Origin of the sequence: Oceanisphaera avium (assembly GCF_002157875.1) — a bacterium.
GTDB lineage: Bacteria > Pseudomonadota > Gammaproteobacteria > Enterobacterales > Aeromonadaceae > Oceanimonas > Oceanimonas avium.
This window is the reverse complement of the sequence record NZ_CP021376.1, coordinates 508,315-526,416: the sequence shown is the minus strand read 5'-3', so window position 1 is coordinate 526,416 and position 18,102 is coordinate 508,315. Positions and strand designations below refer to the sequence as shown.

Here is an 18,102-nt window from a genome sequence, read left to right as displayed (position 1 = left end):
TATGAGCATAAAGAATAAAATTAACCTGTTATAAGCATAAACTTTCTCAACATGAAGGTGCCAGCTAACAGGTCTGACCTCAAGCATGCTAACAAAGAAAATACTCAGACAACACTATTTAGCACTCGGTGCCGCCCTGAGTTATAAGCACACTGTCTTAGTTGTTAAGTGGGCTGCAGTTATTAACAACACGCGCCCTCCTCACTTTTGTATACTCGCACGGGACTATAATTGGGCGTAAACTCGACCCAGCCAACCTATGTTAACGGTGAATGATGATTTCTTTATTTGGGCGAAAGCAACCAGAGGCTGACTCGGTCTCTAGTGATATGGCGTTAAAACAGCAGCGATATCATGCGTTGGTGTATGCCGTGCATGGCGATTTATTTCGCTATGCATATTGGCTGTGTCGCGATCGCCAAGTAGCTGAAGACTTAGTTCAAGAGACGTTTTTGCGTGCTTGGAAGTCGTTAGACAGCCTTAAGGACGATAATGCCGCTAAAGCCTGGTTGATTACTATCTTGCGTCGTGAGAATGCGCGGCGCTTTGAGCGTAAACAATTTGATTTAGTAGACCTAGACACGGTTGCGGTGCCTGATCAACACGCGTTAAGTTTAGAGCAAGGAATGGAAAATGAATGGTTACGCCGCCATATTAGCGAGCTAGCCGAAGAATATCGTGAGCCATTACTGCTGCAAGTGTTGGGAGGCTTTAGTGGTGAAGAAATTGCCGAGATACTGAATTTGAATAAAAACACCGTAATGACTCGCCTCTTTCGTGCGCGTAACAAATTGAAAGATGCACTAGAAAAAGATCTTCAAGCCCGAGGCCATAACCATGGATGAATTAGAGTTTAGGCGCCGCGCTTATGCTAATCCTTATGATAACAGCACCGATTTTATAAAAGCTGCACGCTTACCTAAAAATCAGGCACTGTTAATTGAGCTACAAGCATTGGACTTCCAGCTGACTAATGCCTTGCAAGAGCCCGTGCCCGCCCAGCTATTAGACCGCTTATTAGCCATACCAAAAGGCTCGGTTACGCCAGCACCACCCCGCTTAACATGGCGCCATTTGGCAATAGCGGCTTCACTGACCTTTGTGTTAGGGTTTTCAACGCGCTTTGTTAGTTTTAATGAGACTTCTTCTGCGCCTTTTAGCTCCATGGGACAAACGGCAATGGCGCATGTGTATGCCGAGTCAGCACTGACCCAGCGCATAGATGAGCAGGTCACCTTAGCGAGTGTGAACGCTAAGCTGCAACCTTATGGTACTCAACTACAAAGCTTAACTGACGTAGGCCACGTTTATTATGCCAACCATTGCTTATTTGATAATGGCCCGGCCGCGCATTTAGTTATTCAAGGTGAGCAGCAACGGGTTCATGTATTTGTGGTCCCGCCTAAGCGAACACTGGAAGGTGTACAGCGTTTTTCTGACGAGCATTATCACGGTGAAGTGATCCCCATGGACTTAAATCACTTAGTGGTGATCAGCGAAAAAGATGAAAATATCGAACTTATGGCCGCCAAAATTCAAGCCTCGCTTAAGCACGCTATTTAAGCTTCTTACTTAACTTATATTTCACTTCTAGCACAGTCTGTTAAGCAGGCTGTGCTTTTACTTACCTTTCTCCCCATAGCCATAAAGCCCCCCCCTCAGCCCCCAAAAGTTAAATGGATCACACTCTATTACCTTAAGTGGCTTTTTCTAAGAGAATTAACCGCCCTTATGAATTAAGCTGTTGTTTAGCTTGTTATTTTAATAAATCATTTTTGCGCTTACCTCTTAGCGCTGTGCTAAACCAAGGAAGGCTCCATGACCGTAGACATCCCCATTCTTATTACCTTTGTCGGCTATTTAATACTAACCATGCTGATTGGGATCATTGCCTATCGCGCCACCCGCTCACTAAGTGATTATATTTTAGGCGGCCGGCGCTTAGGCCCGAGCGTCGCCGCGCTCAGTGTGGGCGCGTCAGATATGAGTGGTTGGTTATTATTAGGCTTACCGGGCGCTATTTATTTATATGGCGTAAGCCAAGCCTGGATTGGTATTGGTTTAGTCATAGGCGCTTGGCTTAACTGGTTATTGGTCGCAAAGCGATTACGCGTGTATACAGAATTTGCTAACGACTCCTTAACCATCCCTGACTTTCTAGAAAACCGATTAGCCGATCACAGTGGCGTGCTGCGCGTCATTTCAGCCATTACTATTTTAGTGTTTTTTATATTTTATACCGCCTCCGGTTTAGTGGGCGGTGCTATCTTATTTGAACAAGTATTTGGCTTACCTTATGTGAGCGCCTTGTTATTAGGCGGCGGTGTGATCATGGCGTATACCTTTATGGGTGGCTTTTTAGCTGTGTCTTGGACCGACTTTTTTCAAGGCATTTTAATGTTATTAGCGCTTATCGTATTGCCATTAGCGGTAATGAATGAGCTAGGCGGCATTGGCGAAACGCTGACTACTTTATCCACCACTGATGCCAGAAAACTGGATTTATTTTATGACTTTTCACTGTTAAGTGGCTTAAGTCTCTTAGCGTGGGGCTTGGGCTATTTTGGTCAACCGCATATTTTGGCGCGTTTTATGGCCATTGACTCACCCAAGTCAGTGCCGCTGTCGCGCCGTATTGCCATGAGCTGGATGATATTATCTCTAATTGGGGCTGTGGCTGTGGGCTTAGCGGGGGCCGTGTATTTTGTGGATGCGCCACTAGATAATGCAGAAACGGTGTTTCTTGCCTTAGCGCAAACCGTGTTTAATCCTTGGGTGGCAGGCTTACTAATTGCAGCCATTTTATCGGCCATTATGAGCACCATCGACTCTCAATTATTAGTGTGCTCCTCTGCTATTACCGAAGACTTTTATAAGCGCTGGCTTCGCCCTCATGCCAAAGATAATGAACTGGTATGGGTCGGTCGATTAGCCGTGGTCGCGGTCGCCCTCTTTGCCATTATTATTGCGCTTAATCCCAGCTCCTCAGTGCTTGATTTAGTCAGTTATGCTTGGGCCGGTTTTGGCGGTGCCTTTGGTCCGGTCATTATTTTAGCCGTGTATTGGCCGCGCCTTACAAGAAATGGCGCCTTAAGCGGCATCATCATAGGTGCGCTAACCGTCATTGGCTGGAAGCAACTAAGCGGCGGGCCGTTCGCTATATTTGATTTGTATGAAATCGTGCCAAGCTTTGTGTTTGCCAGTATCGCGTGCATCGTAATTAGCCGCTTAGGTACGCCTCCTCACCAAGAAGTGATTTTGGGCTTTCGCCGCATGGAGTCTGAACTCTAATAGCTGCGCCAGTTCACAAAAGGAGCTTTAAGGCTCCTTTTTTTAAACATTCGTTTTACTTTTCATTAACCAATTCTTATGCTCAATTTTGCTAATAATATTCTTGGTTAATAAAACTTAACTCAAGGACCTAGAGTTAACGGCCTCAGAGACTTACTGGATAAGACTGAGCGGCCAATGCATAACATAATGATGAGAGAGTCATTCATGAGCAAAAATATACTTAAATTATCTTTGGTGGCTGCGGCCATATTAGTAGTGACAGAACCCGCACACAGTGCCGCTTTTCAACTGGCTGAACAAAATGCCACCGGTCTGGGGCGGGCGTTTGCCGGCGAAGGCGCCATTGGCGATAACGCCTCCGTGGTGGGCAGAAACCCCGCCGCTATGACGTTATTTGATGGCCCTGCTCTTTCTGCAGGGGCCATTTATATTAATCCTGATGTGGATGTAGAAGGAAAAGGCAATACCGCTTTAGTAGGGCAAGCGGCAGGCTTGCCTACTAGCTCAAAAGACATTGCCGACAGTGCAGTAGCACCGTTTTTCTACTACGTGCAACCGGTTAATGAACAATGGGCCCTCGGCTTTGGCGCTTTTACTAACTACGGCTTATCCACCACTTATCAAGATAATCACTATGCAGGGCCGGTAGCTGGCAAGACGGACTTACTCACTTTGAATTTAAATCCTAATGTGGCTTTTAAAGTGAATGAGCACCTTTCTTTAGGAGCCGGCTTCAACGCCGTCTATGCCGATGCAGAAGTTACTCGTCATGCAGGTATATTAGCTCCCCTAGCTCCTAGTACTGAAGTTGTTAGCTTAAAAGGGGATGATTGGGGCTATGGCTGGAACGTCGGCTTACTATTAGAAGCCGACGATGATAATCGTTGGGCGCTGACGTATCGCTCTAAAGTAGACTTAACACTGGAAGGCGATTTTTCTAGCCAATCAACCGGGATTAACTCTCCCGGAAAATTAGACTTAAGCTTGCCTGCCATAACGGAGTTATCCGGCTTTCACCAAGTGCAGCCAGACTGGGCACTGCATTACGGTATTATGTTTACCGAATGGCATACCTTTAAAGAACTCAGAGCAGTGAGTCCGCAAGGTAACGAGTTATTTCAAAAGGATGAAGGCTTTGAAAACAGCTGGCGACTCAGTGCCGGTGCTACCCACCAGCTAAACGATAAATTCACACTGCGCGGCGGCATTGCCTACGATAAGTCGCCGGTACCAGAAGACTCGCGCTCTATCTCAATTCCAGATGTGGATCGTACTTGGTATACCCTGGGTGCCACCTATGCGATTAATGATAACTTAAGCATGGATGCCGCCTTTGCTTTCTTGGACGGTAAAAAAGTGACCGTAAATGAAGCACCTTTTGAATTTGAGTCCGGTGGCGACGCTTATTTATTTGGCCTACAAATGAACTATGCCTTCTAATCGCGCATCATTTACTCAAGCTGTTAAAATATAAGCCATATTAGCGCCCACTGGGCGCTTTTTTATGCTTTTGTTTATCTAAACGCATTCCTGTATATTTACTCGGTTGATTTAATTTTCTTAGGATCCCTATGCATTGTTTTGTCGCCAGGCAAGCTATTTTAGATAGTCTAGGTAATCCGCTAGGATATGAACTGCTATTTCGCACTAGCCTTGAAAATCGCTTTCCCGATATAGACTCGGAAGTGGCCACCCGCCGCCTGCTGGCTGAGCAATTTTTAAGTCAAAAAATTGAAGACTTAGTGGGTGAAGGCTTATGCTTTGTTAATTTTACCGATGCTTTACTCAGAGAAGGTGTCGCCGACTCTTTTCGCCAACGTCGGTTAGTTATTGAAGTATTAGAAACCGCCACCCCTGATAATGAATTATTAGAATGCATTAAACAGTTAAAAAAACTCGGCTTAAAAGTCGCCCTCGATGATCATATTCCCAGTAAAGAATGGGAAAAATTTTTACCTTGGGTCGATTTTGTAAAAATGGACTTACGTCAAACTTCCATCGCCGAGTGTGAGCGTTTAATTATTCGCTGCCGCTTTTATACTCAACTGCGCTTTATTGCGGAAAAAGTGGAAACACATGATGAGTATATTGCCGCAAAAAATGCCGGTTTTAGCTTTTTTCAAGGTTACTATTTTCAACAACCGCAAGTCATCAGCCGCCGCATTCTAACGACCAATGAAATGACCGCCTTTGAGTTACTGTCGGCGATTAATGAACAAGAAATAGACTACACCAAGTTAACGGCCTTATTTAGCCGCGATGTCTCGCTATCTTATTACTTATTGCGCTATGTCAATAGCTTACATTCAGGCTATCGACTGCACCATATTGATAATTTACGTAACGCCTTAGTTTTTTTAGGGCACAAAGAGTTGCAACGTTTTACTGCGCTAATGATGACTGCCTACATTAGCAAAGATAAAAACGTAGAATTATATCGCTTGTCGATGATCCGCGCTAAATGGTGTGAATTACTCGCAGAGCAAGTTTGTCCCAGCCTTCAAGAAGACGCCTTTATTTGTGGGTTATTCTCTTTTTTAGATGTGTTATTAGAAAGACCAATTGCCGATATTTTACCGCACCTTTCAGTAACTGAGCCGGTAAAACAAGCACTATTAGAGCAAAAAGGACAATTAGGCTTTTTAATGGGCGTGATGCAAGATCATGAACAAGCAAACTGGCCAGTCTTGCAGCAGCGTTTAGAGTTTGTAAATTTAACTGAACAACAAAGTGGCTTCTTTTATGAAGAAGCAGTGAAATGGTGTACAGCACTGACCAAACAAAAAATAAGCTAACCTCCCCGCATTTATTCACCCCAGCGACGCCAAGGTGAGTCCACGTAATGCATGCCCATCACTGCGCATGTAATCGATTCTTAAAACAGCGTTTAGTAAGGCTTAACTGGTTAGTTAGCTAAGCCTAGTCGTCGTTTAGGCCTTAGCTACTCTCTTACTAGACCAAGCCAAGAGCACCACTGCTAATGCGCCTAAGGCCGCTAAAAAACCCACCGATGACGAGCCGCTATAGCCTAAAGCCAAATAGCCGACCAAGCTAACCAAGGCGATAGATAATGCATAAGGAAGCTGGGTTAAGACATGATCCATATGATGACACGCAGCACCTGTTGAAGACAAAATAGTAGTATCTGAGATAGGCGAGCAATGATCGCCAAATACAGCGCCGGCCATCACAGCCGACATGGCAGCTAATAATAACTGAGCATCAATGGCCATCGTCATATCTGCAGCAATTGGCAACATAATGCCAAAGGTACCCCAGCTGGTGCCCGTGGCAAACGCCATTAATCCTGCTAATAAAAATAACACCGCCGGTAATAAAAAGACTGGCATACTTTGCTGAATAAGTGACGCTAAGTACTGACCTGTCTGTAGCTGTCCTATTAATCCGGCAATGGTCCACGCCAGTAATAAAATATAAATAGCTGGCAGCATGCCCTTTATGCCCAACTGCAAGGTTTGCTGCCAACTGGTCGCACTCACCGCTTGGCGCCACATAGCAAAGGCGCAAACTAAAAATCCCGCCACACCGCCAAAGACTAAAGATAAACCCACATTGGTATTTTCTAGCGCTCCTAGCCAGCTAAATGGCTGATTACTGGCATTGAGTGCCAAGCTGCCGGTGATTAACAGCCCAGCGACGGTCACTAACGTTAAGCAGGCAATGGCTAATAATAAGTCCTTGACTTGGCCTACTTGCTCGCTATTTTCTGCCACTCCCGGAGGCAGGCCTTTAGCTTTGTCGTATAGCTCCCCCGCCAAGGCCGCTTGTTCGTGACGCGCCATTGCCCCTAAATCCCAGCCCCCCCGAATCACGAGTAACACCATAACGAGGGTAAAAATCGCATAATAATTCATGCTGCCCATGATAATAAACGCACCCAAGGCACTATTACCGATTATGCCATGGCTAACCAAAATGCCTCCCACCAGCGCGATAATATAGGCACCCCAAGAAGAAATGGGCATTAATACGCAAACGGGGGCGGCGGTAGAGTCTAAAAGATAAGCAAGCTTGGCTCGAGAGATATTAAAGCGATCGGTAACGGGGCGACAAATAGTACCTACGGATAAGCTATGAAAGTAATCATCAATAAAAAAGATAAATACCAGCATTCCAGTCATTACTTTAGCTTGGCGTCTATTCTTGATACGAGTCTGTGCCCATTGCGCAAAGGCTAAGGTAGCGCCCGTGCGACTTAACATACTGATCATACAACCTAGCAGTAATAAAAATATGAGTATGTTTAAATTCCAATCATTGAGCGCACCATCAGACCAAAATAGCCCTACTATATGGCTTATCAGCAAATTGCTGCTCTCAAGCAACGAGAACTGACCTAATAAAAGCGCGGCTAAAATAATGCCTAGCCCTAAAGAGAGCAATACTTTACGGGTAACCACGGCTAGCACTATGGCTAGTAACGGTGGAAAAAGTGACCAATAACTTTGAATAAAATTCGTTTCCACAACCACACCTAAACTGAGCGTTTACTATCTGATTATCGCAACAACTCACATCACGACCCAAAACCACTGAATGACCTTAATCAGCGGCTGGCTTAGCTGCCTTAACTAAGCGCTAATGGCTAAGCATTATCCTAGGTAATAACAACTGCAGCAACTAAGTTCCTTGTTTAATCTGCCCGCTGCGTCTGCAGTGCAGACTATGGGTAGTTAAATTTATCTAATAAATAGAGAGATTGTTTTTTGTTAAATTTGCGTTTAATTTTTAAATTTTATTATATTTATCAATTACATCTCAAGATACGACACCCATTGGCGCGGCTCTTTTTTTAATTACTTTGCGCTTATCCAAGCTGTCATTGATTAAACTGGCAATACCAACAAGTTAATTAAGGTTACTTGATGGCCGTGGCTTGACTAGAAGAAGTGAAACGTCTTTACTATTAATTCATACGAGTCTAGATATTTATTTATGCCATTCTTAGCTTAACAAGCCAAGCTTTCTCATATCTAAGACAAATAGTATTTTTAATTAGCAATTAGCATTCGCAAAATGCAAAGCTATATTCATAATCTTTTATAGAAAATCGACTAATATCATTAAATATAAAAGTATTTTAGTAATTACCTTGCTTCAATTAATATGAAGTTGTAAATTTAAACCATAAAAAATAAATAACTCTTTAGGTGACTGCAATGACAGACTTTCTGAAAACCTTATTAAACATTCGTAGCTTGCGCGCCGCTACTCGTGAACTTACCCTAGAGCAAATGGAAGAAGCGCTAGCAAAACTTACGAGCGTGATTGAAGAACAACGTGAAACAAAAGAAGCAGAAGAAGCGGACGCAAAAGAGCGCGAGCGTAAATTAAAAGAATATATGGATCAGATGGCGGCAGACGGCATTGATTTAAATGACTTACTGCAATTAGCTGAGCCGGCTAAAAAGGTAAGTGCTCCTCGTAAAAAGCGCCCTGCTAAGTATGAATACCATGATGACAATGGCGACTATAAAACGTGGACTGGTCAAGGCCGCAAGCCCTCGCCTATTAAAAATGCCATTGATAGCGGCAGCAAAACCTTAGAAGACTTCCTTATTAAAGAGTAATAAGGCAAGTAGTGAATTTTAAAAAAAGGGCTTAACGGCCCTTTTTTATAGGTCATTTTCCATAGTAAGTCGCTTCTTGTTGAGCCAACACCTTGCCTGCAAACCTTATTAAAATTAGCGTCTCAGTAAGGCATACAAGGGCTCAGCGACACCATTGTGTTTTAACTCATAGATAAGAGCTAACTCCGCCCCTAAGTCACCTTTTGGCCAGCCTTGGCGCTCTAACCAACATAAATAATTAAGCGGTAACGCTAAGAGCGCGCGGCCACTATATTTACCAAAAGGCATCGGCTTATTGATGATTCTTAATAAATTAGAGGTATCTAAGCTCATAAATGTATCTCGTAAAAAAAAAAAGCGCACTTAACTGTGCGCCTTATTAAAAATATTCACTGCCTTTAAAAATAGCGACAGCTACAAACTGTTATTAATGTCAGCTAACACCTGTGCTGGGTTTGGCGCTAAGGTAATGGGTCTGCCTATGACTAAATAATCACTGCCTGCGGCCAAGGCTTGCTGTGGCGTCATAATGCGGCGCTGATCACCGGCGTCACTGCCTGCTGGGCGAATACCTGGGGTAATAAGCTTAAAATTGGCGCCCAACTCTGCTTTTAATAAACTGGCTTCTTGAGCCGAGCATACCACGCCGTCTAAGCCAGCATCACGAGTTAAGCGCGCAAGTGATAACACCTGCTCTGCAGGGGAGCTTGAGACGCCCACTTGTGCTAAGTCTTCATCTGTCATACTGGTTAACACGGTTACCGCAATTAGCAAAGGCGCTTGTTCACCATAGGGCAATAATGCCTCATGAGCCGCTTTCATCATGCGCAGCCCCCCACTGGCATGCACATTCACCATCCATACCCCAAGCTCTGCTGCAGCGACGACTGCGTTCGCTACCGTATTGGGGATATCGTGAAACTTAAGATCTAAAAACACATCAAAGCCAGCTTTTACTAAACTGCGCACAAACTCAGGACCAAACAAGGTAAACATTTCTTTGCCCACTTTAAGGCGGCATTGGCGAGGGTCTAATTGTTCGACCAGTGCCAAGGCGTGAGCTTGATCGGCAAAGTCGAGTGCAATCAGAATTTTTGGATCAGGTTTGCTGAGAGTTTGCATAACTAGTTACCTTCAAAATTTATATCACAAGTTGTAAAGAGTGAGGGGAGTACAGTGAATTTACGCCTCACACTTCACTTTAAATTTGTTTACTCACCATCTAAGCCACGCAAGGGTCTAATGCAGCCCCATTGTTTACAAGAGGGGCATTGCCAAAATAAAGAGCGAGTGGCAAAACCACACTGGCTACATTTATGGCTAGGTTTTAAGCGCATCTGCTCAGCCACTAAATTACTCAACATATCTAAGCTTTCTCGGGCTCGACCTTGCTCCGCATTATGGGATTGATACGCCATTAATCGGTGAAAACCTTTCATCGTGGGCTGGTGCTGTAATTGAGTCAGCATCATTTTTTCAGCCGCTAAATAACCTTGTTGTTTGACAATATAATCAGCCAGCATAAGAGCCGCACTGGCGCCCGTATCTTGGCTGACCCAAAGTTTAAGTTGCTCTATAAATTGGGCTTCATTATTTAACGCTTGGTAGCATTGCTGTAAGGGGGTTAATACTTCACTGATAAAATCGGAGTCTTGGACAATGACTTGTGATAAGTGATTAAGTGCTGATGACCATTGTTGTTGTTTAAGGTAGAGATCGCCCAAGCGCAAATTCGCCCTTACACATCCTGAGTCTGCTTTGAGGGCTTTTTTTAATAAGCCAATGGCTCGCTTAGGATCTTGATTACGCGACGCTATTTCTGCTAATTCACAGTAAAAATGGCCAATAAGTGTCAACGCTTTTAAGCCTTGGCGTTTTTTCAAACGCTCGGCGATAGTAATCGCTTGCTCCCAATCTCTTAGCTGCTGATAAATAACCAGCAATAAGCTTAGCGCTTCTTCTTGGTAATCGGGATCACTTTTAAGCTCTAATAAGATGTGCTCGGCTCTGTCTAACAGTCCTGCCGCAAGAAAGTCGCGCGCCAGCTCCAACATCGCTAAGTGGCGCTGCTCCCATAATAAGTTAGGGCGGGCAACTAAATTTTGATGAATACGAATAGCGCGATCAACTTCACCCCGAGAGCGAAATAAATTACCCAATGCTAAATGAGTTTCTATGGTTTCACTGTCCACTTGCAGTAGCTGGATAAATAGATCAACGGCTTTATCCGGCTCGTCAGACAGCAAAAAATTTAACCCGGTAACATATTGTCGGGAAAAATGAGTAGATTTTGTTTGAGCGTCCTGCCGAACTCCTCTGCGTCCCATGTACCAGCCATAAGCCGCCGCGACTGGTAGCAGCAGAAATAACAGTTCTAGCATAAAGCTTATTAATCCTTAAGCGGTAAGGCTCTAAGCTCAGTTAACTCTCTTTGTTGGCGCTCAACTTTCTTATTTAACCCTCGGTTGCTCATTTTCAAACGCAACAGTACAAAACTAAATACCAACCAGCCGACCACAAAGCCTGCTACGAAGATAATAGCTAATAATGAAGACAGACGATATTCGCCCTGTGCTAACAAATAGTTAACATGAACTAATTGATCATTTTGTGTGCCCAGTGTAATACCCACGGCAAACAGTATGGCTAATATAATAAGGCCAATAATTATTTTCACTTAACCCTCTCAATTCCCTGATGTTGAGTATGTGCATTATCTCGGAAAAACCACATTGCCGCTAGTCAAGTTACTAGAAAATAAAGCACTCTTAAATTGCCTATTAGCGGACAAGGTCGAAAATCTTGTTAAACATGCGTTATTACATAAAACAATTAGCTGGGATTAACACGCTCGCGTAGCTCTTTCCCCGGTTTAAAATGGGGAACATGCTTACCGCTTAATTCCACTTTCTCACCCGTTTTAGGGTTGCGACCTTGACGAGGCGCCCGGTAATGTAAAGAAAAACTACCAAACCCGCGAATTTCAATGCGATCACCACTTTCTAGGCTGACCGACATTTGTTCAAGGATTTCTTTAATGGCGTTCTCTACTTCTTTAGTGCCTAGATGACTGTATTGTTCAGCCAGTCTTTCAATAAGATCGGATTTAGTCATTACTGTACTCCTGATCATTACCTAACAAAAAGGGGGCCGCGAAGGCCCCCTTTTACACTCGGATAGGCTTATTCGCCTTTGGCTGCCTTGAAGGCTTCAGCCATAGCACTTAAACCAACATCTTCTGGTTGTTGCTGGTTCAGGTTATCCAGAACCACTTTATCTTCAGCTTCGTCTTTCGCACGGATAGACAAGCTTAAAGTACGGTTCTTGCGATCCACACCCATGAAGCGTGCTTCGATTTCTTCACCTACTTTTAATACGGTAGATGCGTCTTCGATACGATCACGAGAGATATCAGCTACACGGACATAACCTTCTACGCCCTCGCCCATCTCTACTACTGCGCCCTTAGCGTCAACAGCAGTGATAGTACCCTTAACGATAGCACCTTTCTTAACGTCCGCTAAGTAAGCATTGAACGGATCTTCGTCGATCTGTTTAACACCCAAGCTGATGCGCTCGCGCTCTGGGTCAACTTGCAGAACCACGGCGTCAATTTCGTCGCCTTTCTTGAATTCGCGAACCGCTTCTTCACCGGCGCTCCAAGAGATATCTGACAAGTGAACCAGACCGTCGATGCCGCCGTCTAGGCCAATAAAGATACCAAAATCAGTGATTGACTTGATCTTACCAGACACACGGTCACCCTTGTTGTGCGTTTCCGCAAACAGCTGCCAAGGGTTAGACTTGCACTGCTTCAGACCCAGAGAAATACGACGACGCTCTTCGTCGATATCCAACACCATTACATCAACGGTATCGCCAACAGAAACCACTTTAGATGGGTGGATATTCTTGTTGGTCCAGTCCATTTCAGACACGTGTACTAAACCTTCAACGCCTTCTTCGATTTCTACGAAGCAACCGTAATCAGTCAAGTTAGTCACACGGCCAGACAGGCGAGTGCTTTCTGGGTAACGGCTAGCGATTTCTACCCATGGATCGGCACCTAACTGCTTAAGACCTAAAGACACACGAGTGCGCTCACGGTCAAACTTCAGTACCTTAACGTTAATTTCGTCACCTACATTCACGATCTCACTTGGGTGCTTAACGCGCTTCCAAGCCATATCGGTAATGTGCAGCAAGCCATCTACGCCACCCAAGTCAACGAAAGCACCGTAATCGGTCAGGTTCTTAACGATACCTTTAACTTCTTGACCTTCTTGCAGGTTCTCAAGCAATTGCTCGCGCTCAGCGCTGTTTTCAGTTTCGATAACAGCACGACGAGAAACAACCACGTTGTTGCGCTTTTGGTCCAACTTGATGACTTTAAACTCAAGCTCTTTACCTTCCAAATGCAAGGTGTCGCGTACTGGGCGTACGTCAACCAATGAACCTGGTAAGAAAGCACGGATAGTGTTCACTTCTACAGTGAAACCACCTTTAACCTTGCCGTTGATCACACCGATAACGGTTTCTTGATCTTCGTAGGCTTTTTCCAGCTGGATCCAAGATTCGTGACGTTTCGCCTTTTCACGAGAAAGCAGAGTCTCACCGAAACCGTCTTCTACCGCGTCCAGTGCAACATCTACTACGTCGCCAACGCTAACTTCCAGCTCGCCCTGCGCATTTTTGAACTGGTCAGCAGGAATAGCGGATTCAGACTTTAGGCCTGCATCTACCAGAACGATACCGTTCTCAATAGCAACTACAGTACCTTTAACAATGGAACCCGGACGGGTTTCAAGTTCTTTCAGAGACTCTTCAAAGAGTTGAGCAAAAGATTCAGTCATATTTAATGAATACACTTTTTAAGTTGAACATCCACTGGGCAATCCCGCACCTGTGGGGTGATTAACATAGACCCGCGTCTTCCATGACGAGGGCAGAGTCAAGACATCTTGACGTTGGGTATAAATAAGTAAACTTTTTGCGAAACAGCCCTTAGGACTTAATCGTTCACTTGCAAACCAGTGAGCTTTTGATGAGTATAATCCAACACTTTATCTACAACTTCTGAAATAGATAAATGTGTAGAATCAATTACTAACGCATCATCAGCCGCTTTCAAAGGCGCGGTGGCCCGATTGCGATCACGGTCGTCTCGTGCTTGAATTTCGCTTAAAAGACGGTCAAAACTAACATCAAAGCCTTTATCTTGCAACTGTATCAAGCGCCGCTGGGCTCTTTCTTGAGCGCTGGCATCAAGGAAAATTTTAACCTGTGCATCAGGAAAAACGACCGTCCCCATGTCACGGCCATCGGCGATTAACCCCGGTGCCACTCGAAATGCTCGCTGGCGGCGCAACAAGGCTTCACGTACTCGAGGAAACGCGGCGACTTTACTCGCAGCATTGCCTATATCTTCAGTACGGATAACCTGGGACACATCCTCGCCCTCGAGCACAGTCGCCACTTGGCCGGCAAGCACAGGAAACTGAACGTCTAAATAAGCCGCTAATGGCACTAAACCGGCTTCGTCATCGAGGGCAACATTATGATGCAGGGCGGCTAAGGCCAAGACTCGATAAATGGCGCCGGAGTCGAGTAATTGCCACTGCAATTTTTGGGCAAGCAACTGGCAAAGCGTGCCTTTGCCCGCCCCTCCTGGGCCGTCTACGGTAATGACGGGAGCTTGTTCAGTCATGGCTTTCTCCAGTAAATCATCAGCTTGAGCACCAGGTAAGTCAGGTGCTGCACCGGCGCAGTATACCTAAGTCAGCTATTAAAAAGCAGTCATTGCCCGTTTAAAAACAGACAATTTATCCCCTCTTGAGGGCGCGAGTTCATATTGCGTCTATACCTGCTGGCACTTCCGCTTTACAATGAACGCCATTTTTTTGATATCTCTACTCACCTAATTACTAAAGAGGAACGTCATGAGCAGTGTTACCCGGATGGCAAACTCAAAACTGCCGACCCCCTGGGGCACCTTTACCCTGATCGGTTTTGAAGAGAAAGGGACAGGTAAAGATCATGCCGCTCTCGTGATGGGCAATATCGAGGACTCCCCTGCGGTGCTGGCACGTATTCATTCTGAATGCCTCACTGGGGATGCTTTATTTAGCTTGCGTTGCGATTGTGGTTTTCAATTACAAGCGGCCATGGAGCGCATCGCTAAAGAAGGTCGCGGCGTTTTACTTTATGTACGCCAAGAAGGCCGCGGTATCGGCTTACTCAATAAAATTAGCGCTTATAACTTACAAGACCAAGGCAAAGATACGGTAGAGGCCAATGTTGAGCTGGGTTTTGATGCGGATATGCGTGATTACACTATTTGTGCCGATATGCTAATCGACATGGGCGTAAAGCAGTTAAAATTAATGACCAATAATCCCCGTAAAGTCACGGCCATGGAAACCTTAGGTATTGAAGTGGTAGAGCGCATTGCACTGCAAGAAGGCCGTAACCCCTTTAACGAACATTATTTAGACACCAAAGCCGGCAAGTTAGGTCATATGTTTAAAGACACCCCGCAAAAATAATTACTCTGCGCTACCTACGCCATTAAGAGCTTGGCTAATAATTGAGAAAGTCAGCTCTTAATGACGACTTATGCGGGAATTTCTTGTCCATCCCACGCCCAAATTTTCCCTGAGTGCGCAGTAGTCAGCGAGTTCATCACCGCAATTAGGTGACTTGCTGCTTGCTCAGGGGTATGTAACTGCCCCTTAGCTAACCCGGCTCTAAAAGGCGCAGATAAAGAAGTGGCCACCGTCCCTGGATGCAGCCCCACCATAATGGCTTGAGGAAAGCGGCGTTGCCATTCGAGTGCGATAGTCTTAATGGCCATATTTAGCGCCGCCTTACTGATGCGATAGCTATACCAGCCCCCTGCCCTATTATCACTAATACTGCCCACTCTGGCCGACAATGCAGCAAACTGTAGCTTATGATCGCGCGTTAACCGCTGACTCAGTATTTGTGCCATCAATAACGTCGGCCAAGTATTAATATGTAAACTGTTATTAAAGGCAGCAAGGCTTAGCTGCTCAAGGCGCTTTTCGGGTTGTTGCGCCGCTTGCTGTAACATACCTATGGTATTAATAACGGTGTCGGGCAGCGCCAAATGTTGACAGGCTTTAAACAGCGCATCGCCGTCGGTATTATTTACTTGCTGCCAGCTAACTTGTGGCCACGCCGCGCTTGATAACTCAGGTAGAGTGCGACTAAATAACACCACATTATCGCCTTGGCGAGCTAAGTGTTCGGTCAATGCCCGCCCAATTCCGCCTGCGCCCATAATCCAATATTGCATGCCTGTCTCCCTTTATCTTGCGTTTAATTGCCAGATGGCATTTATCTATCAGACCTTTTAGAGATAGGCTTTCTTGCTAGGATATAACAATTATTTCTTATTTTTTGTGTGGTGATTGTTTGGTTGTTAGGCAGCGGCCGTCGGTGAGGAAGGGTTAAGTACACTGTCAGCCCACAGCGTTAAGGCTTCACCATGTTGCATAAATAACTGGCCAGCAATTAAGGGCGCGCGCACACAAATGGGCTGTTCTTGGTAAGTAAACTTTAATTGCCAAGCATGTAAATAGACGCGATCACTACTTTCACTACCATAGCGCACATCCCCTACGATAGGACTGGCTTGGCTTTTTAGCGCTACTCGTAGTTGATGAGTTTTTCCAGTCTGTGGCTGTAATAAGAACCCTCGTAATTGCTCCGCCAAATGGCAACTATAAAAGCGGGTAATGGCCGGATTGGTCATAGTGCGTGCCAGCTTCCAGCTACCACCGCGGCTTTTTTCCATATCGCCTTTTATCAAGCCCTGCTTTTTATTAGGTTTAGCCGCAGACAACGCTAAATAAGCTTTACTGACTTGGCGCTGTGCAAACTGCTTACTCAACTCGCGATTAGCGCTAAGGTGGCGCGCCAAAACGAGCACACCTGTGGTGACTTTATCGAGGCGGTGCACGGGATACAGGGTGCTCCCCAGTTGCTCGCTGAGTAACCGCACTAAGCCTGGTTGCTCTGCTTCTTGGTGCATACCAATACCAGCGGGTTTATTAATCACCAAAAAATCAGGCGTGTTGAGCAATATATCCATCGATTAATCTCTAATAAGCGAGCAACAAGCATGAAAAAAGCCCGCAACTTAACGCTGCGGGCTTTTTATAATTTGGCGGAGGAGCAGGGATTTGAACCCTGGATGGGCTATAAACCCATGCCGGTTTTCAAGACCGGTGCATTCAACCACTCTGCCACCCCTCCGACGCCGTGCATACTACCTAATACCAGACCTGCTTGTAAACTGATAAATGACTTAATTTTAGCAAGCGAGCACTTTACGCGCAGATTGCGCTAAAGTCCGCCAACCGAGATCCGCCGACAATAAACAGAAGGCTCGACAATACCGGCGTCTTATGTCCAAATAGTGGTATAAATTTATTTATTCTTATTGGTAACACTGTGACTGTCACATCACCGATAAGGGAGTAAAGCTAAAGGAGCTTGTTATGCGCTACCAAAATTCCATCCCTCGCACACAATCGAGTGAGCTGGCCACTAACAAAGTGTTGCGTAATACCTATATGTTATTGGGTATGACACTGATAGTGGCGGCATTTTCTGCTGGGTTGAGTGCCATGTTGGGCTTACCTCGTCCAGGCTTACTGATCACTTTGGTCGGCTTTTACGGGTTAATGTTCTTAACAGAGCGTAACCGTGACAGCGGTCTAGGCTTACTGTGCATTTTTGCTTTCACCGCTTTTACTGGTTACACCTTAGGCCCCATCATTAACTACTACCTCAATACGAGCAACGGCACTGAAACCGTGATGTTAGCATTAGGTGGCACCGCACTGACGTTTTTATCGCTTTCAGCGTATGTGCTGACCACTAAGAAAGACATGTCTTTCTTAGGTGGCATGATGATGGCCGGCTTTGTAGTGATTATCGTGGGCTTTATCGCTAACTTATTTTTCCATCTGCCCGCATTAAGCTTGGCATTAAGCGCCTTATTTATCTTATTCTCCTCCGGCGCCATCTTGATGCAAACCAGTGCTATTATCCATGGTGGTGAGCGTAATTACATCTCGGCTACCATGACCTTGTATGTTTCTATCTTTAATATTTTCTTAAGCCTGTTGAGCTTATTAGGCCTTAGCCGCGATTAAGACTCGCCATTAAAGCAAACAAGCCCCGCAAG

Annotated in this window: 18 protein-coding genes and 1 tRNA gene; 8 read left to right on the top strand and 11 right to left on the bottom strand. The window is 45.2% G+C overall.

Annotated features, from left to right (window positions below; all coding sequences use genetic code 11):
* The first annotated feature begins 329 nt into the window (after positions 1–329).
* The 5 genes from CBP12_RS02420 to CBP12_RS02400 all read left to right on the top strand — a co-directional run bounded on the left by CBP12_RS02420 (position 330) and on the right by CBP12_RS02400 (position 6,089).
* Positions 330–845, top strand: a complete 516-nt coding sequence (locus tag CBP12_RS02420; RefSeq protein ID WP_232455180.1) for a sigma-70 family RNA polymerase sigma factor — start codon at positions 330–332, stop codon at positions 843–845.
* A complete protein-coding gene (locus tag CBP12_RS02415) occupies positions 838–1,563 on the top strand; it encodes a DUF3379 family protein (protein WP_086962608.1) in 726 nt (241 codons plus the stop codon). Before CBP12_RS02420 ends, CBP12_RS02415 begins: the two co-directional genes overlap by 8 nt.
* A gap of 255 nt (positions 1,564–1,818) precedes the next feature.
* Positions 1,819–3,291 carry a sodium/proline symporter PutP gene (gene putP / locus CBP12_RS02410; protein WP_086962606.1) on the top strand — a complete coding sequence of 491 codons (1,473 nt, stop codon included), beginning with the start codon at positions 1,819–1,821 and terminating at the stop codon, positions 3,289–3,291.
* 207 nt (positions 3,292–3,498) lie between these two features.
* Complete coding sequence (locus CBP12_RS02405) at positions 3,499–4,734, top strand: outer membrane protein transport protein (RefSeq protein WP_086962604.1); 1,236 nt, start codon at positions 3,499–3,501, stop codon at positions 4,732–4,734.
* Between the two features lie 131 nt (positions 4,735–4,865).
* Entirely contained in the window at positions 4,866–6,089 is a 1,224-nt protein-coding gene (locus CBP12_RS02400) for an EAL and HDOD domain-containing protein (RefSeq protein WP_232455122.1), read from the top strand.
* A gap of 135 nt (positions 6,090–6,224) precedes the next feature.
* Here CBP12_RS02400 and CBP12_RS02395 read toward each other — a convergent pair whose 3' ends face one another.
* Complete coding sequence (locus tag CBP12_RS02395; RefSeq protein WP_086962600.1) at positions 6,225–7,781, bottom strand: Na+/H+ antiporter NhaC family protein; 1,557 nt, start codon at positions 7,779–7,781, stop codon at positions 6,225–6,227.
* A gap of 693 nt (positions 7,782–8,474) precedes the next feature.
* On the opposite strand from CBP12_RS02395, the gene CBP12_RS02390 reads away from it, so the two are divergent.
* On the top strand, positions 8,475–8,885 hold the full coding sequence (locus CBP12_RS02390) for an H-NS family histone-like protein (RefSeq protein WP_086962598.1): 411 nt from the start codon (positions 8,475–8,477) through the stop codon (positions 8,883–8,885).
* A gap of 114 nt (positions 8,886–8,999) precedes the next feature.
* Here the strand turns inward: CBP12_RS02390 and CBP12_RS02385 are convergent, their stop codons facing one another.
* The 7 genes from CBP12_RS02385 to cmk form a co-directional block, all read right to left on the bottom strand.
* Positions 9,000–9,218 (bottom strand): DUF3820 family protein, encoded by a 219-nt coding sequence (locus CBP12_RS02385; RefSeq protein WP_086965306.1) that lies wholly within the window; start codon positions 9,216–9,218, stop codon positions 9,000–9,002.
* Between the two features lie 81 nt (positions 9,219–9,299).
* On the bottom strand, positions 9,300–10,007 hold the full coding sequence (gene pyrF / locus CBP12_RS02380; RefSeq protein WP_086962596.1) for an orotidine-5'-phosphate decarboxylase: 708 nt from the start codon (positions 10,005–10,007) through the stop codon (positions 9,300–9,302).
* 89 nt (positions 10,008–10,096) lie between these two features.
* Positions 10,097–11,266, bottom strand: a complete 1,170-nt coding sequence (lapB, locus tag CBP12_RS02375) for a lipopolysaccharide assembly protein LapB (RefSeq protein WP_086962595.1) — start codon at positions 11,264–11,266, stop codon at positions 10,097–10,099.
* An 8-nt stretch (positions 11,267–11,274) separates the two neighbouring features.
* The gene (locus CBP12_RS02370) at positions 11,275–11,562 is read right to left on the bottom strand and encodes a LapA family protein (protein WP_086962593.1); all 288 of its coding nucleotides are present in this window, start codon (positions 11,560–11,562) and stop codon (positions 11,275–11,277) included.
* A 155-nt stretch (positions 11,563–11,717) separates the two neighbouring features.
* A complete protein-coding gene (gene ihfB / locus CBP12_RS02365; protein ID WP_086962591.1) occupies positions 11,718–11,999 on the bottom strand; it encodes an integration host factor subunit beta in 282 nt (93 codons plus the stop codon).
* Positions 12,000–12,067: 68 nt separating this feature from the next.
* A complete protein-coding gene (rpsA, locus tag CBP12_RS02360) occupies positions 12,068–13,738 on the bottom strand; it encodes a 30S ribosomal protein S1 (protein WP_086962589.1) in 1,671 nt (556 codons plus the stop codon).
* Positions 13,739–13,896: 158 nt separating this feature from the next.
* Entirely contained in the window at positions 13,897–14,592 is a 696-nt protein-coding gene (cmk, locus tag CBP12_RS02355) for a (d)CMP kinase (protein ID WP_086962587.1), read from the bottom strand.
* Positions 14,593–14,824: 232 nt separating this feature from the next.
* On the opposite strand from cmk, the gene ribA reads away from it, so the two are divergent.
* On the top strand, positions 14,825–15,430 hold the full coding sequence (ribA, locus tag CBP12_RS02350; protein ID WP_086962585.1) for a GTP cyclohydrolase II: 606 nt from the start codon (positions 14,825–14,827) through the stop codon (positions 15,428–15,430).
* A gap of 68 nt (positions 15,431–15,498) precedes the next feature.
* Here the strand turns inward: ribA and CBP12_RS02345 are convergent, their stop codons facing one another.
* The 3 genes from CBP12_RS02345 to CBP12_RS02335 all read right to left on the bottom strand — a co-directional run bounded on the left by CBP12_RS02345 (position 15,499) and on the right by CBP12_RS02335 (position 17,165).
* On the bottom strand, positions 15,499–16,203 hold the full coding sequence (locus tag CBP12_RS02345; RefSeq protein ID WP_086962583.1) for an SDR family NAD(P)-dependent oxidoreductase: 705 nt from the start codon (positions 16,201–16,203) through the stop codon (positions 15,499–15,501).
* A 126-nt stretch (positions 16,204–16,329) separates the two neighbouring features.
* Positions 16,330–17,001: a TIGR01621 family pseudouridine synthase gene (locus CBP12_RS02340; RefSeq protein ID WP_086962582.1), complete on the bottom strand. Its 672-nt coding sequence runs from the start codon at positions 16,999–17,001 to the stop codon at positions 16,330–16,332.
* 73 nt (positions 17,002–17,074) lie between these two features.
* Positions 17,075–17,165 (bottom strand) — tRNA-Ser (locus tag CBP12_RS02335).
* A gap of 245 nt (positions 17,166–17,410) precedes the next feature.
* Here CBP12_RS02335 and CBP12_RS02330 point away from each other — a divergent pair.
* The gene (locus CBP12_RS02330) at positions 17,411–18,070 is read left to right on the top strand and encodes a Bax inhibitor-1/YccA family protein (protein WP_086962580.1); all 660 of its coding nucleotides are present in this window, start codon (positions 17,411–17,413) and stop codon (positions 18,068–18,070) included.
* Positions 18,071–18,102: the final 32 nt, after the last annotated feature.

Excerpts from the sequence above, each read along its gene's own strand:
- CBP12_RS02385 (WP_086965306.1), bottom strand. The coding sequence starts at position 9,218 with ATGAGCTTAGATACCTCTAATTTATTAAGAATCATCAATAAGCCGATG.
- rpsA (WP_086962589.1), bottom strand. The coding sequence starts at position 13,738 with ATGACTGAATCTTTTGCTCAACTCTTTGAAGAGTCTCTGAAAGAACTT.
- cmk (WP_086962587.1), bottom strand. The coding sequence starts at position 14,592 with ATGACTGAACAAGCTCCCGTCATTACCGTAGACGGCCCAGGAGGGGCG.
- putP (WP_086962606.1), top strand. The coding sequence starts at position 1,819 with ATGACCGTAGACATCCCCATTCTTATTACCTTTGTCGGCTATTTAATA.
- CBP12_RS02340 (WP_086962582.1), bottom strand. The coding sequence starts at position 17,001 with ATGGATATATTGCTCAACACGCCTGATTTTTTGGTGATTAATAAACCC.
- pyrF (WP_086962596.1), bottom strand. The coding sequence starts at position 10,007 with ATGCAAACTCTCAGCAAACCTGATCCAAAAATTCTGATTGCACTCGAC.
- CBP12_RS02330 (WP_086962580.1), top strand. The coding sequence starts at position 17,411 with ATGCGCTACCAAAATTCCATCCCTCGCACACAATCGAGTGAGCTGGCC.
- ribA (WP_086962585.1), top strand. The coding sequence starts at position 14,825 with ATGAGCAGTGTTACCCGGATGGCAAACTCAAAACTGCCGACCCCCTGG.
- CBP12_RS02415 (WP_086962608.1), top strand. The coding sequence starts at position 838 with ATGGATGAATTAGAGTTTAGGCGCCGCGCTTATGCTAATCCTTATGAT.
- CBP12_RS02405 (WP_086962604.1), top strand. The coding sequence starts at position 3,499 with ATGAGCAAAAATATACTTAAATTATCTTTGGTGGCTGCGGCCATATTA.
- CBP12_RS02390 (WP_086962598.1), top strand. The coding sequence starts at position 8,475 with ATGACAGACTTTCTGAAAACCTTATTAAACATTCGTAGCTTGCGCGCC.
- CBP12_RS02400 (WP_232455122.1), top strand. The coding sequence starts at position 4,866 with ATGCATTGTTTTGTCGCCAGGCAAGCTATTTTAGATAGTCTAGGTAAT.
- CBP12_RS02420 (WP_232455180.1), top strand. The coding sequence starts at position 330 with ATGGCGTTAAAACAGCAGCGATATCATGCGTTGGTGTATGCCGTGCAT.
- lapB (WP_086962595.1), bottom strand. The coding sequence starts at position 11,266 with ATGCTAGAACTGTTATTTCTGCTGCTACCAGTCGCGGCGGCTTATGGC.
- CBP12_RS02345 (WP_086962583.1), bottom strand. The coding sequence starts at position 16,203 with ATGCAATATTGGATTATGGGCGCAGGCGGAATTGGGCGGGCATTGACC.
- ihfB (WP_086962591.1), bottom strand. The coding sequence starts at position 11,999 with ATGACTAAATCCGATCTTATTGAAAGACTGGCTGAACAATACAGTCAT.